This is a genomic window from Arthrobacter sp. GW822-FHT05G07 (assembly GCF_058799755.1).
In genome coordinates this window covers 203,194-219,044 of record NZ_JBXALT010000010.1, presented here as the reverse complement: position 1 = coordinate 219,044, position 15,851 = coordinate 203,194, and the positions used below count along the sequence as shown (strand labels likewise).

The 15,851-nt window shown below is 63.3% G+C and carries 14 protein-coding genes; 3 read left to right on the top strand and 11 right to left on the bottom strand.

Features of this window, described 5'->3' with window-relative positions; translation table 11 throughout:
• Window positions 1-716, bottom strand: a 716-nt coding sequence (locus AC1RJY_RS18165; RefSeq protein ID WP_498602905.1) for a urocanate hydratase family protein, incomplete at its 3' end; no start/stop codon positions are given.
• A gap of 162 nt (window positions 717-878) precedes the next feature.
• Here AC1RJY_RS18165 and AC1RJY_RS18160 point away from each other — a divergent pair.
• Complete coding sequence (locus AC1RJY_RS18160; RefSeq protein WP_011773158.1) at window positions 879-1,316, top strand: SRPBCC family protein; 438 nt, start codon at window positions 879-881, stop codon at window positions 1,314-1,316.
• A gap of 14 nt (window positions 1,317-1,330) precedes the next feature.
• On the opposite strand, the gene AC1RJY_RS18155 is transcribed toward AC1RJY_RS18160, so the two are convergent.
• Both AC1RJY_RS18155 and AC1RJY_RS18150 read right to left on the bottom strand, forming a co-directional pair.
• Window positions 1,331-2,137: an IclR family transcriptional regulator gene (locus tag AC1RJY_RS18155; protein WP_011773157.1), complete on the bottom strand. Its 807-nt coding sequence runs from the start codon at window positions 2,135-2,137 to the stop codon at window positions 1,331-1,333.
• 140 nt (window positions 2,138-2,277) lie between these two features.
• Window positions 2,278-4,371 (bottom strand): ALF repeat-containing protein, encoded by a 2,094-nt coding sequence (locus tag AC1RJY_RS18150; protein ID WP_498602904.1) that lies wholly within the window; start codon window positions 4,369-4,371, stop codon window positions 2,278-2,280.
• A 256-nt stretch (window positions 4,372-4,627) separates the two neighbouring features.
• On the opposite strand from AC1RJY_RS18150, the gene AC1RJY_RS18145 reads away from it, so the two are divergent.
• The gene (locus AC1RJY_RS18145; RefSeq protein ID WP_498602903.1) at window positions 4,628-6,088 is read left to right on the top strand and encodes an amino acid permease; all 1,461 of its coding nucleotides are present in this window, start codon (window positions 4,628-4,630) and stop codon (window positions 6,086-6,088) included.
• Window positions 6,089-6,121: 33 nt separating this feature from the next.
• Here AC1RJY_RS18145 and AC1RJY_RS18140 read toward each other — a convergent pair whose 3' ends face one another.
• The 3 genes from AC1RJY_RS18140 to AC1RJY_RS18130 form a co-directional block, all read right to left on the bottom strand.
• The gene (locus AC1RJY_RS18140) at window positions 6,122-7,567 is read right to left on the bottom strand and encodes an HNH endonuclease (protein ID WP_498602902.1); all 1,446 of its coding nucleotides are present in this window, start codon (window positions 7,565-7,567) and stop codon (window positions 6,122-6,124) included.
• Between the two features lie 122 nt (window positions 7,568-7,689).
• Window positions 7,690-8,439 carry a 3-hydroxybutyrate dehydrogenase gene (locus AC1RJY_RS18135; protein WP_011773153.1) on the bottom strand — a complete coding sequence of 250 codons (750 nt, stop codon included), beginning with the start codon at window positions 8,437-8,439 and terminating at the stop codon, window positions 7,690-7,692.
• Between the two features lie 4 nt (window positions 8,440-8,443).
• A complete protein-coding gene (locus AC1RJY_RS18130) occupies window positions 8,444-9,832 on the bottom strand; it encodes an MFS transporter (RefSeq protein ID WP_011773152.1) in 1,389 nt (462 codons plus the stop codon).
• Between the two features lie 137 nt (window positions 9,833-9,969).
• On the opposite strand from AC1RJY_RS18130, the gene AC1RJY_RS18125 reads away from it, so the two are divergent.
• Window positions 9,970-10,866, top strand: coding sequence for a LysR family transcriptional regulator (locus tag AC1RJY_RS18125; RefSeq protein WP_498602901.1), 897 nt, complete (start codon window positions 9,970-9,972; stop codon window positions 10,864-10,866).
• A gap of 13 nt (window positions 10,867-10,879) precedes the next feature.
• Here AC1RJY_RS18125 and AC1RJY_RS18120 read toward each other — a convergent pair whose 3' ends face one another.
• Genes AC1RJY_RS18120 through AC1RJY_RS18100 form a run of 5 tightly spaced genes read right to left on the bottom strand, consistent with a single transcriptional unit; the run spans window position 10,880 to window position 15,754 of the window.
• Window positions 10,880-11,722, bottom strand: a complete 843-nt coding sequence (locus AC1RJY_RS18120) for an ABC transporter ATP-binding protein (protein ID WP_286140142.1) — start codon at window positions 11,720-11,722, stop codon at window positions 10,880-10,882.
• Window positions 11,723-11,745: 23 nt separating this feature from the next.
• Window positions 11,746-12,834 (bottom strand): FecCD family ABC transporter permease, encoded by a 1,089-nt coding sequence (locus AC1RJY_RS18115; RefSeq protein ID WP_498602900.1) that lies wholly within the window; start codon window positions 12,832-12,834, stop codon window positions 11,746-11,748.
• A complete protein-coding gene (locus AC1RJY_RS18110) occupies window positions 12,831-13,943 on the bottom strand; it encodes an iron chelate uptake ABC transporter family permease subunit (RefSeq protein WP_498602899.1) in 1,113 nt (370 codons plus the stop codon). Before AC1RJY_RS18110 ends, AC1RJY_RS18115 begins: the two co-directional genes overlap by 4 nt.
• A complete protein-coding gene (locus tag AC1RJY_RS18105) occupies window positions 13,944-14,825 on the bottom strand; it encodes a siderophore-interacting protein (protein ID WP_210064940.1) in 882 nt (293 codons plus the stop codon).
• Window positions 14,822-15,754, bottom strand: coding sequence for an ABC transporter substrate-binding protein (locus tag AC1RJY_RS18100; RefSeq protein ID WP_014920515.1), 933 nt, complete (start codon window positions 15,752-15,754; stop codon window positions 14,822-14,824). Before AC1RJY_RS18100 ends, AC1RJY_RS18105 begins: the two co-directional genes overlap by 4 nt.
• Window positions 15,755-15,851 lie beyond the last annotated feature (97 nt).

Below are 15,851 nucleotides of genomic sequence, written 5' to 3'. Positions count from 1 at the left end.
GCGATCGCGGCATCCAGATCGGTTTCGACCTCGTCCAAGTACCGCTTCCCCACACGCCGACGCAAACGGGACTCATCAACATCAACAATCAAGCACGCACCGTCGTTCAACGTCACGGCCAACGGCTGCGCGCCGCCCATGCCACCACAACCACCGGTCAACGTCAAGGTCCCGGCCAACGGGCCCTCCGTGGAACCCGCCGGAGCGGGTGCCGGGTGGCGTCCCTCAGCGGCCAGCTTGTTCCCCACCGCAGCAAAGGTCTCATACGTGCCCTGCAGAATGCCCTGGGTACCGATATAGATCCAGGACCCGGCCGTCATCTGCCCGTACATCATCAAACCCTCGGCCTCGAGCCGGCGGAACTCAGGCCACGTCGCCCAATCCCCCACCAGGTTCGAGTTCGCCAACAACACCCGGGGAGCCCACTCATTCGTGCGGAACACACCCACCGGCTTACCCGACTGCACCAGGAGGGTTTCGTCCTTCTCCATGGTCTCCAACGTCCGGGTAATCGCATCAAACGCAGCCCAGGAACGCGCTGCGCGGCCGGTTCCGCCGTAAACCACCAGATCATCAGGACGCTCAGCAACCTCCGGATCCAAGTTATTCATCAACATGCGCAACGGCGCCTCGGTCTGCCACGACTTGGCAGTAAGCTCAGTGCCCCGCGCGGCCTTAACCGGACGGGCACCAGAAGTGAAATCGGCGGGTGCCATGGTGACTCCTTCGTCTGTGGGAACTGTGTGGTGGAAAGATCTTCTGCTTCTACTAAAGCCCCTTTAGCGAGCGGCAGGAACGGCTTTTGGAGTGGTGCTGTCCGGGATTACAGACATGCTCAACCCCTCGCATTTACGCGACAATGAGCGCATGCTGGACCCATGGCAACGTTCCGCATTTCCACCCTTGTCGCAGCATCACCCGAGCACGTTTTCGCGACCTGGACGGACCTTGACCGGTACCCCGAGTGGATCGGCGGAGTCACCCGCGTGAGCGACCTCGTTGGTTCGATCGATGTTCCCGGCAGCCGCTACACCCTGTGGTTTGGACGCATGGCAAGCCCCACCGAGATCCTTGAAGTTGAGAGACCCCGGCACATCCGCACACGGTTCGGCAATGCGATTCTGAAGGGCGAGTCGGACGTCAGGTTTACTGCCGAGGGCGAGGGCACGCGCATCCACCAGGAGTTCGTCACCCGGGGATTCATCGCCGGGATTTTTGGCCGGCTTTTCGCCCTGGGATCCTACCGGGGCAGCTTCCGAGGTGAGCTGGAAACCTTCCGTAAACTCGTCGAGCGCGACGCGCCGAGACGGGGCTGACAGAAGTTTGCGCGCTACTGCCCGGGCCGCCCGTGGATTCGCACCGATAATTCGTCAGCGGCTTTCCGGATGCGGGCTGCCAGCACCGGCCATTGCTCAGCCGGCACTTTGTCCTCCAAGAACGTGACGGCGACTGCCGCCGTCGGCCATCCCACGTGGTCTGTCACAGCGGCGGCGATGGATCCGAATCCCGGCGTGATTTCGCCGTTCTCGGTGGCGTAGCCACGTTGCCGCACCTGGTCCAGATGGGACGATAACGCGGAGTACTTCATGATGGGGAACTCCACCTCGTGCCGGGACGTGAAGGCGGCGGCGTTTGGATACAACGCGCGAACCTGCGACTTGGGCAGGGCAGCCAGGATCGCGCGGCCCGACGCCGTGAGGTGGCTGGGAAGGCGGACCCCGACGTCGGTCACCAGACTCGGGCGGTTCTTTGCTCGTTCCTCCACAATGTAGAGCACGTCACGGCCGTGAAGCACCGCCAAGTGCGCGCTCTCACCAATCACGTCCACCAGGGAAGCGAGCATGGGACGCCCCAGCCGGGACAAGGGTTCCTGCCGCGAGTAGGCCGAGCTGAGCTCGAACGCGCTGATGCCCAGTCCGTAGCGCTGCTCCTCGTGCAGGTGCAGGACGAAGCCATTCGCCTCCATCACGCCGAGCAAGTGGTACACGCTGGATCGCGGCAGGCCGAGCGCCGTTGCAATGTTCGACGCCGCCATGGGACCGCGGCGCGAAGCCAACAGTTTCAAGATGCGCAGCGTATTTTCGGCGGCCGGGACTTTGGACGTGGCTTTGCCTGGTGCGGTGGGCGTCGTTGTCATGGTTCCTCGCTGCTTGGGCTGCTGACGGGATACCGGGCATAGCTGTCCGGTATCCCGTACTCAAGCGTGCACCCTTGTCAGGGCATCCGACAATGCGAAACCGCTGATCCTGTCTCGGATACCGGACCCGCTTGCGACCCCTAACCCTTGGTTGGGGCTACACCCTTACGCCTGAGCAGGAACGTAATGGCTCCCGCCGCGGCCAGGACCAGAGCCACGATCAGCCCGATGGTCCAGCCGCTCATCCCGTTGGATGAGGCAGCCAGCGGACTGGCGGCCTCTTGCGACTGTGAATCAACCGAGGCGCCATCCTTGGCAGCTGACGCGGCCGGCGGCACTGAAATACTGGGCGCGGCCGACGCTGTGGCTGCGGGGGTTTCTACGGCTTCGGCCGGCGTACCGGTTTCGGCAAGCTCGACGGCGGGAGCGTAGTCACGCGGCCAAGGAACCACGATCGGGGCTACTCCGGTTCCCGAGTGCTGGGAGACGTCAACCTGGCCGGCTGCAGCCTGCCCGGCCTGTCCACCAGCATTGGCCGCGGCAGTTTGGCGTGCAGCTTCAGCCTGGCGGGCGGCTTCTGCGGCAGCTTCGGCCTGACGTGCGGCTTCGGCCTGACGTGCGGCTTCGGCGGCTTTGGCAGCGTCGGAGGCCTTGCCGGCGTCGACAGCTGCTGTATCTGCCAGGCCGGCAAGCTCGGCGATCATGGCGTCGATCGAGGCAACGTGGGCCCTTGTGGCCATGTCCCGATCAAGGGCTGCAAACTGACCAACCGTAGCGAATGCGTGCGCATCTGCCCGGCTGCCGTCCAAGGCAACATCGGCGGCTACCCGCAGTTCCAGATCTGCGGCGTCCAGTTTCTGGTAAGCGAGGATGCGGTTGTCGAGGTCCTGCGGACCAGCAAATCCGTACTCCAGGAAGTAACGGACGTCTGCGTGGCTGGCAGACTTCACGGCCTCGGTGGCAGCCTTCTGTACGTACTTGCCACCCGTGGCCTGGTATTGGAAAGCACGCTGGCGGTCGGCAACCAGTGCGGCCTCGTCCAGCTCAAAGGCAGCATCGTGGCCGACGGCGACGAAGTCCTTGATTGCAGCATCGCCACCCAGCAGCGCAGCCTCCGCGGCTTTCCGAACCTCAGGCGTACCCACCAATGCGAGATCCAAGGTGGCCTGGCGGGCATCATTGATCAGCGCGTCGAGGTCGGCACCGGGCGCCGTCAGGGTTGCGAGAAGCCCGGGAAGCTCTTTGGCTGCTTTTCCAAAAGCTTCTTGAAACGGCTTCTTAGCGGTCATGCTTGCACCGTCGATGATGGCACGCGGAACGGCCTGTGTGGTCTGGAATTTCCAGTCGGCCATCAATCGGGCCGTGTCTGCTTCCCTCGCAGCTGATGCTGTGTTTTTGGCCTTCTCCACGGCGGCCTTCGCGCGATCAGCGACCGCAACGGTGCCGTTGGGATTGGCTGCGATGTCTGACTTGATTTGTTGGAGCAGCCCGGTCACTGTTGCCGTCTCTGAATCGCGATCGGCAGCAACAAACTGGCCGTAACGAAGGAAAGTAGCGAGGACCTCCGGATCATAGGTGTCCAGAGCCGCTTGGGCTCCGAGAGTGACACCGGCGATGGGCGAATTTGTCAGGTGTGTGACAGCCTCCCGGTCCTGGCCCTGAGCAGTCTTACGCCAGCCCTCGAGAACGAATCCCTCGATAGCCTCAGCGCCTTGATCCAAGCTCTTGGAAGCAGCCATGCGGACGGGACCCTCGTAGTTGAGGAACCAGCTCGTAGCGATCCGCAAATCAAGTTCCCAGGACTTGGCCCAACCGCTCGACAGGAAGCTATCAATCACAGCGGGGTCATTCGTGGCCAGTACCCGGACCGCGCTCTCCCTGACGTTCTCGCTTCCCCGCGTCGTCAGCTCGGTGACCAGCTGCTTGCGGTCCGCGGCCAGCGTAACGTCCTGTCCGCCGTCGAGAAATGTCAGCAGCGCCTCCGGCCCGCCCACAAGAGCCGCAGCAGCGGCGGCACGGGTTGCAGGGCCACCCGCCTTCCACAGCTCAACGACGCCGGCAGTATCAGTCGCCCGCTCCACGAACGGGACAGGAGCCTGAGCGGCGTGCGGAACTTCAAAAGCTGGAATTTCGTAGGCCTGAGCGGGAGCAGCGAGGAGCAAAGAAGCCCCAGCTACAACGGCAACAAGGGCAGCAGTAACACGGCGCCGGGCAGTGCGGAATGCAGAGTTCAAGAGTCCCCCAAGTAACGGATGCGATGGCAGCGCGGAGTTCAATGGGGGCGACGCGGATGCGAGGGATGCCTGACCGGTGACGAGCTGTCCGCGGTCATCATATCCGACCGGAGACTATGACTTTTACCACGGTGAAAATCGACGCCACTGGACTGTCTGCGATCAAAGACACCAAAGCCCCGTGAGTCCCATCACAAGGCGCCCAAAAGTGATCTGCTGGATAGCGATCCCCTCCCAAAGACGAGAAGGTTTTACTATGCAACAAACCAAGCTGGCTGTGGAGAGCTCTGTCCTCCAGGCCGCGGGTACGGCGCTCAGCCGAGGCCTCAACGTCCGTCACATTCGCTTCATGGCGCTCGGATCTGCGATCGGCACCGGCCTTTTCTACGGCTCCGCCTCCGCCATCCAGAAAGCCGGCCCCGCCGTCCTGCTGGCCTACATCATCGGCGGCGCGGCCGTGTTCATGGTGATGCGAGCACTGGGCGAAATGGCTGTCCGACACCCCGTGGCGGGCTCCTTCGGCCAGTACGCGTCCAAGTATCTGGGACCGTTCGCGGGCTTTGTGACCGGTTGGACTTATGTGTTCGAGATGGCGATCGTGGCCATCGCCGATGTCACAGCCTTCAGTATCTATATGGGCTTTTGGTTCCCACAGGTGGACAGATGGATCTGGGTGCTCGCGATCATCCTGTTTCTGGGCGCCATGAACCTGCTCAGCGTGAAGGTGTTCGGCGAGCTCGAGTTCTGGTTCTCGCTGATCAAGGTGGTGGCGATTATCGCCATGATCGTCGGCGGTGCAGCGATCGTCGTGTTCGGCTTCCAAACGGGCGACGGCGGTGGCGTGGCACCGGGACTCGGGAACCTCGTGAATCACGGCGGTTTGTTCCCCAATGGTTTCGAGGGGCTCCTGGCCGCGTTCGCCGTCGTGATGTTTGCCTTTGGCGGGATCGAGACGATCGGTATCACGGCGGGCGAGGCCACGAACCCCAAGAAGGTCATCCCGCAAGCAGTTAATACTGTGCCCGTCCGCGTTTTGTTGTTCTACGTACTGACTTTGGGCGTGCTGATGAGCATCTTCCCGTGGAATGAAATCGGCAGCAGCGGCAGTCCGTTCGTGCAGATCTTCGATGGTTTGGGCATCCCGGCCGCCCCGCATATCCTCAACGCCGTGGTCATTACCGCCGCGCTCTCGGCGATCAACAGCGACATCTTCGGTGCTGGCCGCATCCTGTTCGGACTGGCCCAGCAGGGACACGCGCCCAAGAGCTTCAGCAAGATCTCCCGGCATGGTGTTCCGTGGATGACCGTGGTGATGATGGGCGGGATCCTGCTGGTGGGCGTCGTATTGAACGCTGTCATTCCGGAGGACGTGTTCGTGCTCATTGCCTCGATCGCTACCTTCGCCACCGTGTGGGTTTGGGTGATGATCCTCGCTTCGCACGTCGCCATGAAGCGGGAGATCAAACGCAAGGGCCTGCCGGCGTCGGAATTCGGTTCGCCTCTGTGGCCTGTTGCGTCCATTCTCACCATGGCGTTCATGGCCATGGTGATCGTGATCCTGGGCGTCTTCGAGGACACGCGTGTTGCCTTGTACGTTGGCGGAACCTGGCTGGTGCTGCTGTTCGTGGCCTACAAGCTGTGGGTCCGCGGTGGCGGATTGCTCAGGGCAGAGCTGGTGGACGAGACCGCGCAAATGCCCATTGTGAAGGCACCCTAGTTTGCTGGCCGGGCTGTCGTTTGCTGGCCGCGTCTAGTTTCTGAGGCGCGTGGACTTGTGCCCCGGCAGCGGTGGCGCTTTGGATTTGTAGCTATGCCCGGTGGGAGTGCTGACACGGATCGTGTGCACGTCACCGGGCATGCTCTTTGCGGTCCAGCCCGGATTCTCCTTGGTGTGGTTGCAGGCTTCGCAAAGCCCGGCCCCATTGTTGAGGTGGGTGCTGCCTTCTGAATGCCAGGGAATGACGTGGTCGATGTGCCGGATGGGCGCGTCACAATACGGGGTACGGCATGTGTTGTCCCGGATGTGGATGAAGCGTCTCAACTTTTGGGGGAAGAACCGTGCTTTTGAGTCCATCGTCAGGAGCTCGCCGCTGCGGGGAGCTGTGTAGAGGCGGCGGAGCAGCACTCTCAATTCGCTGCGGTCCGCGGACTCCAGGTTCCAATGAAGCTGATCCTCATACCCGGATTGTTCCTCAACCAGAAGCGCCCTTGCCCATTCAGCGGGTACGATTCCGTAGCCTTCGAGCCGCGCGGGCTCGGGGTCCCCTTGAAAGAGCGTGCGATCGGTCATGACGAGGTTGAGGTTGATGCCCGCGACACCACCCGACGTGCCCGTAACGCGTTCGGTCAGGGTGTCAGCCATGACTTGGCCGCGGGTCCGCGCGTCCCCGCTGGAACGGACGGAGTCCGCTGTCCGGGTCAGCGCTGCATAGACGGCCACACCTTGGGCGACCGGGAGCAGTGCGGTGAGGTACGTCATGGTGTCCGGCGCAGGACGGAGGCTGACCGTACGTTCCGTAGCTGCACGGCTGGCTCGCTGTGCCACAGACCGCGGGTCACGACGATATGCGGCGGCTTTTGCGGCGGCGATGATGGCCTTGTCTCCGGTCCCATCGAAGGTCCCGGCGTCCGGGGCGAGTTCCTCGTCCACCGCTGCCCGGTCCTCAACGGACAGGCAGGCTGTTTCCTTCACGAGCAGCGTGGCCCGCCACTCGTTCAACTGGCCCGACTCCAGCGCTGCCATGGTTCGCGGCATCTCCGTGACAAGCGCTTTGGCAAAGCCAAAGAGTCTGGATCCTTTATTCGGTGATTCCCGCCGTGCCAACGCCACCTGCGCAGCAACGCCCATGCCACGCTCTGCCGCGGGAACCCCGGCCTGGGCCTGCTCGGCCCTCTGCGCCAGATCAAACGCCACTGCAACCCGGGCTTGCCGGGCTGAAATGGCAGACTTCAGGTCCTCAAGATCGCGCAATTCATCAATCAGCGCCGAGCTATCGGCGGTGATCTGAAGTGACCCCAGCTCAAGGATGAGCTCCCGGATGCCCCGTCCGCTAACTGCCACTCCAGACGCCACCGCCCCGGGAGGTGCAGAAGGCAGGACACGGGCTGGTAAAGCCAGTGGCGAAGCCACTGCTGCCTCCTGCGATCCCCGAATTCCGCCCATAAAGCTACTCTTCCAGGGGCCCCGGCCGAACATCAGACCTGTAGTTGTCTATGTGGAAAACCCCACAAACGCCCGCGTCGCAGCAAACGTTTGAAGCGCACCCGCGCCGAGATGGCAGTTAATGCCATCTCGGCGAAAGGGTGGGCGCGGCAGGGCTACCGAGCCGACCATCCACCGTCCATGGTGTAGCTCGCACCGGTAACCATGCCGGCGTCGTCGGAGGCTATCCACGCTGCCAACGACGCAACTTCCTCCACCTCCACCAACCGCTTCACCGCGGACTCCGTCAGCATCACCTTGGCCAAAACCTCGGCCTCGGGGATGCCGTGGAGCCGGGCTTGATCGGCAATCTGGCGTTCCACCAAGGGGGTCCGAACGTACCCGGGGTTGATGCAGTTGGACGTGACCCCGCGCTCGCCGCCCTCCAAGGCGGTGACCTTGCTGAGTCCCTCGAGGCCGTGCTTGGCGGACACGTACGCGCTCTTGTAGGCCGAGGCGCGGAGCCCGTGGACCGACGAGATGTTGATGATCCGGCCGAACCCGTTGGCGTACATGTGCGGGAGGGCGGCCCTGATGAGGAGGAACGGGGCCTCCAGCATCAGGGCCAGGATCCGCCGGAACTCGGCGGGTTCGAACTCCTCTATCGGCGCAACTTTCTGGATCCCTGCGTTGTTGACCAGGATGTCGCAGTCGAGGCTCAGGGCGGCCAGCGCGTCCACGTCCAACAGGTCCACCGTCCAGGCTGTGCCGCCCAGCTCATCGGCGAGCGCCGCAGCTCCGGAGGCATCGACGTCGGCCACTACTACTTTCGCTCCGCGGGCGGCGAGCGCCCGGGCGCAGGCGGCCCCGATTCCGCTGGCGCCGCCGGTCACCAGTGCTTTGCGTCCGTTCAAGGAGTTGTCCATCAAATTAGCCCTTCGCTGCTGAAGACGTAGTCAGTCCATGCCGGATTGCGTCCGCCTCGTCCACCTCTTGCAGCGCGATGCCCTTGGTTTCCTTGAGTGAAACAACGGCGACGACGGTGATGGCGCAGGCGACTACAAGGTAGATCGCTGTGGGAACCCATGAGCCGGTGTCCTTGAGCCACTGGGTCGCCAGCAGCGGGGCGAGTGAGCCGGCGAAGATGGACGTGACCTGCGAGCCGAGCGAGACACCGGAGTAGCGCATGCGGGTGGGGAAGAGCTCGGACATGATGGCCGGCTGCCCTGCGTACATGAAAGCGTGGAGGCACAGGCCGATGGTCACGGCGAGCACAATCACTACGGCGTTCTTGGTGTCGAACATGGGGAATGCGAAGAACGGCCAGGTTGCGCCGGTGATTGCGCCCACCAGGTAGACGGGCTTGCGTCCCCACGAATCCACCAGGCGTCCCACCTGCGGGATGACCAGGAAGTGGATCACATGGGCGATCAGGAGCGCCAGAAGGAGCGAGGAAGTGTCGTACTTGTGGACGCTCTTGAGGTAGACAATCGCGAAGCTCACCACGAGGTAGTACATGATGTTCTCGGCGAAGCGGAGGCCCATGGCCTGCAGGATGCCCTTGGGGTACTTGCGGATGACCTCGCCAACGCCGTAGCTGATGGCCTTGGACTCCTCCACCTGTGCCTTGGCTTCGAGGAAGATCGGGGCTTCGGTGACGTGGGTGCGGATGTAGTAGCCAACGAACACGATCACTGCAGAAAGCCAGAACGCTACGCGCCAGCCCCAGCCGAGGAAGGCTTCGCTGCTCAGTGTGGTGGACATGACGAACAGGACCAGCGTGGCCAGGAGGTTACCCACCGGCACGGCTGCCTGCGGCCAGGATGACCAGAAACCGCGGGACTTGTTGGGGCTGTGCTCAGCCACCAGCAGGACAGCACCGCCCCATTCGCCACCGAGCGCGAAGCCTTGGATGAAGCGAAGAGCAACCAGCATGGCCGGTGCCCAGTAGCCGATTTCCATGAAGCCGGGGAGGCAGCCCATCAGGAACGTCGAGACGCCCACAATCACGATGGTCAGCTGCAGGGTAGGTTTGCGTCCCAGCTTGTCGCCGATCTGGCCGAAGACGATGCCACCCAGCGGACGGGCCACGAAACCAACGGCGTACGTGATGAAGGCCTGGATGATGCCGTCCAGTTCGTTGCCCGTGCTCGGGAAGAAGTACTTGCCGAAAACCAGCGTGGCGGCAGTGGCGTACAGGAAGAACTCGTACCACTCCACCACCGTGCCCACCATCGATGCGGCGACGATCTTCTTGAGTCCGGAACCTTCGCCGGCGCCTTTCCCTGCTCTTGATGCGGAGCGCTGCTCTACGCTCATATCCATCTCCTCAGTGTCCTCTTTGACCCTCTTGAACGTGATGTGATCCACAACACGAAATGCTCCACTGAGTATTGCTGCAGATTCTTCCGCACTCAATGACCAAAGTGGCACTGAGTATGTGCAAAATTGCAGATATGAATCCGAACCCCGACGACCTCCTCATCTTGCTTACCGTCTCACGTTCAGGAAAATTTACGACGGCGGCCCAAGCCTTGGGACTCAACCACACCACCGTTTCGCGCAGGATAGCGGCGCTGGAGAAAGCGCTGGGGGGCCGGGTCCTCGCGCGCGCGGCTGGTGGTTGGGAGGTAACGGAGCTGGGAGCGGAAGCGGTGCTGGTCGCGGAACGGATCGAAGCGGCGGTGGGCGCGCTGGGACCGAGCGACCGCGCACCCGACCCCATCACCGGCGTCGTACGCATGACCGCAACTGATGGCTTCAGCGCCTATATCGCGGCACCTGCCGTGGCCCGTTTGAGAAGGGAGCATCCGGGACTCAGCGTGGAGATCGTCACTGTGACACGGCGGGCGTTGCAACAGCGATCGGGCCTGGACATCGAGGTGGTGGTGGGGACGCCGCAGGTGCACCGGGCCGAGGCGATCCGGCTCGGTGAGTACCGGCTGGGGATGTACGCGTCCCGCGCCTATTTGAAAGACAACGGAACGCCGTCCAGCATCGAGGAACTCACGCAGCACCAACTGGTGTACTTTGTGGACTCCATGCTGCAAGTGGATGACCTGGATGCTCCCCGCAGGCTGGTCCCAGCCATGCGCGACGGCCTGAGTTCAACCAATGTGTTCGTGCATGTTGAGGCTACCCGTGCCGGGGCGGGCGTGGGATTCCTGCCGTGTTTCATGGCCGATCGGCACAGTGATTTGGTGCGGCTCCTGCCAGCGGACTTCGCGGAGCTCCTGCCCTACTGGATGGTCCTCCGCCCCGACTCCATGCGCCGCCCCGCAGTTGCCGCCGTCGTGCAGGCCTTGCGGGAGGAGACGGAGCAGCGTCGGGAGGAGTTGCTGGGCGCGGAATAGCGCAAGGGGGAAATCACGACCCCAAGGGGATCACCAGCGGCGTGTGGCTCACAGGATCGTCGATGACTACGCACGGCAGGCCAAATACGTGCTCCACCAACTCGGCCGTGACCACGTCGGCGGGCCGGCCCTCGGCAACCACCGCGCCGTCCTTCATCGCGATGAGGTGCGTTGCGTAGCGGCAGGCGTGGTTGAGGTCGTGCAGCACGGCCACCAAGGTATTGCCCTCGCCGTTAAGCCGCCGGAACAGCTCAAGGAGCTCGATCTGGTGCGCGATATCCAGGAACGTGGTGGGCTCGTCCAGGAGCAATAAAGGGGTTTGCTGTGCCAGCACCATGGCCACCCACACGCGTTGCCGCTGCCCACCGGAGAGTTCGTCCACCAAGCGACCGGACAGCGACGTTACGTTGGTGGCCTCCAACGCAGCAACTACTGCGGCTTCATCGGATTCGGACCATTGACGCAACAGCTTCTGGTGCGGGTAGCGTCCACGGGCAACAAGGTCGGCCACGGTGATTCCGTCGGGCGCAATGGATGTCTGCGGCAACAAACCGAGACGCCGGGCGACTTCCTTGGCTCCGTAGGACGAAATGTTCTTGCCGTCCAACACAACGGAACCGGAGGAAGGTTCCAGCAACCGGGACAACGCCCGCAACAGTGTTGACTTACCGCAGGCATTCGGGCCCACGATCACCGTGAACTCGCCGTCGGGAATGCGGACATCGAGCGCCGAGGACACCGTGCGGCCAGCGTATCCGAGGCTCACATTATCGGCCCTGAGGCGCGAACCCACGCCAGAGCGGACCCGGGAAGGCCGCGAGCCTGCCGATCCCGGTTCAACCAACACGTTAGTCATTGCAATCTCCTTCAAGTCGTCACTCATTGCCGCTTCACCTCACGGGCAAGGAGCCACACGAGGTAGCACCCACCGATGCTGACGGTCACTACACCCACGGGCAGTTGGACGGGCGCGAAAAGGTTCTGGGCCACGATGTCGCTGGCCACCAGCAGGAACGCACCCATGGCGGCCGATGGAACCATTGCCACAGAAGCGGACCGGGTCAGTCGCCGAGCAAGTTGAGGGGCGGCCAAGGAAACAAACGCGATGGGGCCGGCAGCAGCGGTGACCATTGCCGTCAAAGCCACGCCCACCACTGCGAGGACCAGCCGCGAGCCTTCCAGCCGAACGCCCAAGGCCCGGGCGGCGTCGTCGCCCATTTCCAACAGGCCCAGCCGCCTGCCGTAGAAAGACAACGCAGCCAGCAGCGCCATGAAGATGACCACCACAGGCAACACCTGATCCCACGAAACTTTGTTCAGGGAACCAGCGCCCCAGACGGCCGCGGACATGGCCTGTTCCAGGGAGGCTTTGAGGATCATGAAGGTGTTCACCGACGCCAACATGGCGCTCATAGCGATGCCGGCGATGATGAGCCGGAAACCCTGGATGCCCTTCTTGTAAGCGAATACGTACACGAGCGCCGCCGTCACCAGCCCACCCACCAACGCACCGACAGACACCGCGTAGTAACCGCCGCCCATCAGCAGGATGACCACCAGCGCGCCGGTGTATGCACCGGTGTTGAAGCCGATCACGTCCGGACTTCCCAGTGCGTTTCGGGTCAGCGACTGGAAGATTGCCCCGCTAACCCCCATGGCCGCCCCCAATAACAGGGCCAGGAGGACGCGGGGCAATCTCCACTCCACCACCACCATGTGCACGGCGCCGCCGGATTGGCCCAGCAGCGCAGAAACAACGTCCGGTACCGCCACGCTGAACTCGCCCAGGCCAAGGGCGACGACGGCGAGCGCCAGGGCGGCGGCGACGAGGACGGCGGTGACAATCAGGGTGCGGACGTCGATGCGGAGTGAGACGCGCCCGCCGAAGCGGCGGACGGAGAGGGTCCGCCTGCCAAAGTCAACGGGCGCCGCTTGCTCAACCGGGGTAGCTGACTCAACCGAAATCACAAGGTGCTCACTTTCCGGCGTCGGATGAGCCAGATGAGGACGGGCGCGCCAACAAATGCGGTGATGATTCCAACCTGCATCTCGCCGGGACGGAGAACAAGGCGCCCCAGGATGTCGGACATCAACAGCAGCACGGGAGACAGCACCAGCGTGTAGGCCAGGATCCATCGCTGGTCCGGACCAACAATCCATCGGGCAACGTGCGGGACCATGAGCCCCACGAATCCGATGGGGCCCGCGGCTGCGGTCGCGGCGCCGCAGAGCAGGGTCACTGAAACGATGGTCCAGACGCGGGTGCTCACAATGTTGGCCCCGAGTGACTTGGCGGTGTCGTCGCCCATGGCCACGGCGTTCAAGGGCCGGGCCATGGCAAGGGCGATGAGCGTTCCAACAAGGATGAACGGCGCCACGGTGGTGAAGATCTCCCACGTACGGTTGCTGAGGGTGCCGGCGCTCCAACTGCGCATGCTGTCAAAAACGGCCGGGCGAAGCAGCGTGATGCCGGACGATATCCCGCCCAGGACTGCCCCGAGGGCAACTCCGGCAAGGGTGAGGCGGAGCGGGGTTGCGCCGCCCCTCCCCCGTGAACCAATGAAGTACACAGCCACAGTGGCCACCACTGCACCCGCGAAGGAGAACCAGATGTACTCCTGGATGCTGGTGACGCCGAAGATCGCCACTCCAAGGACCACGGAGAACCCCGCGCCCGCGTTGACGCCCAGGATGCCGGGGTCCGCCAACGGGTTGCGGGTCAACGCCTGGATGAGTGCCCCGGACAAGCCGAGGGCAACCGCGACCACCACGCCAGTGACAGTCCGTGGCAGGCGGAGATCGTGGATGATGACGTGTTCCGGCGAGCCATCGTAGGCAGTGATCGCGGGCCAGAGAGCGGCCAAGTCAACGTCCTTGGACCCCACCACCAGGCTCAGCCACAGGACCAGGGCCAGCGCGGCGAGTGCTGTGAGCAATCCCAGCAGGCGGTACCGGTTCACGGCCACCAACCCTGCCGACGCCGAGGGTGGCGGGGAGTCCCCGGCAACCGGCACCGCGTCTGGCAGCTCGACCGCCGCTGCAGTTGCCGAGCGCGGCGCCATGGTCCCGGACGCCATTTAGAGGCCCAGCAATTCGAACTTGGCGTCCTGAAGGTCCACGATTTCCTCGCGATCCCACTTCTCGTTGGACCACAGTTCGTCAAACCAGCGGCGCGTTTGGGCGTCGAGATTTTCCCAGCGCTCTTCCCAGGCTTCGCTCTTGTCCGTCCAGTAGCCAATCAGCTTGTAGGACTCGGGCTTGAGCTTCTTGTCATGCCGGAGGTACTTGCGGATCCCGCGCAATACCTTGGTTTCGCCGGCGACCCAGATGTAGCCCACGCCGCCAGGCAATTCCATGGAGCGCAGAACCTCGTCCAAACGGGATTGGCTGTGGCCGTTCCCACCGTAAATCCAGGCAACCTCGGTTCCGGCGCCAAGGGTAAGTTCCTGCTGGTGCGACGGATCCTCCACTTCGATCAGGACCCGCGTCCGGACACCCGGCGGACTCTGCTCAACGAGCCGTGCGACGGCCGGGAGGCCCGTGGCGTCGGCGAGCAGGATCTGCCACTGCAGCCCGGCCGGCGGTTCATACAGTCCGGTTGGAGAGTTAAGTCCGACGACGTCGCCAGCTTGGGCGCGCCCGGCCCAGGAAGCTGCCAATCCGCCGTCGTGAACCACGAAGTCAATGTCCACGGTGCCTGCGCCGGCGTCCACCGCGCGGACCGTGTACGTCCGCATGGCGGACGGTTCGACGCCAGGCGACCAGTCCCACGAGTCCCCGGTGGAGATGGGCAGGCGGGCCTCATGGCAGCCCGGATCCGGCAAGAACACGCGAAGGTATTCGTCCCCGACTCCAGTGGTGTCGAAGCCGGCCAGCCCCGGACCGCCAAAGGTAATCCGGATCATTCCGGGGGTGAGCAGCAGTGTGGAAATGACCTCGGCGCGGTAGATCCGCATCATGATAGGAGCGCCTTTTCAAACTTCTCCAGCAGGGCATACTGGCCGCTCGGGGAGCCGTAGATCATTTCGAGGTCGTAGGTGTGGATCTGCTTGTTGGCCACGAACGGCAGCGAGGTCCACAGTTTGTTGTTGGCCAGCGGAGCGAAGGCGTCCGGGTTTGCGCCGTCCTTCTCGGGAACCTCGGTGGTGATGATGGCGTCGATTCCGTTGAGCTGTTGGAGCTGCTCGGCACTGAGCTTCACACCTTCGCCGTCGGCTAGTGGGGAAACCTTCAGGCCCAGGTCCTTGATGACCAGACACGGCGTCCCGTAGCAACTGACCGAAACTTGGTCTTCGTAGTAGTCCACCGGGCCAATCACCAGGTTGCTCTTGCCGGCATCGGCCAGGCGCTTCTTCACGTCGTCAACCTTTGCCTGGTACTTATCCATCCAGGCTTGGTACTGGTCGGTCTTGCCGAAAGCCTCGGCTACGGTCTTGAACTTGGTGCGCCAGTCGCTGCCGTCGAAGCCGTTGAAAGTGTAGGTGGGGGCGATGTCGGAGAGCTTGGCGTCAAGCTCCTTTTCGTAGCCCAGGCCGTTCAGGATCACGTCCGGCTGTGCTTTGAGGATGGCCTCAAAGTTGAACTCCGGGTAGTTGGTGAATGGGGTGATGCCCTTGAGTGCATCTTGGTCGAAGAAGTACGGGAAGCCCGTGTATCCGCTGTCCCGGATGGGCTGCTGGCTTGCGAGTGGTATGCCGAGCGTGATCAACATGTCCAGGTCCGTGGTGTACATGCCCAGGGCCTTCTTCGGCTCGGCCGGCATGACTACTTCCTTGACCTCACTTTGGACCGTCCGCGTTTCGGATTTGGTGGTGGCGCTGGCGTCAGTGGTGGCGCAGCCACTCAGGAGCAGGGCTGCGGAGGCCAGGGCCGCAACGGCGGCAGACATGGTTTTAGAGCGTGAAATCACTGCGGTCCTCTTGATTCTCAGGGGAGACGGAGAGCTCCCGGTAGCGGCCGCAGGTATCTCGACGGGCCGCCGAAGT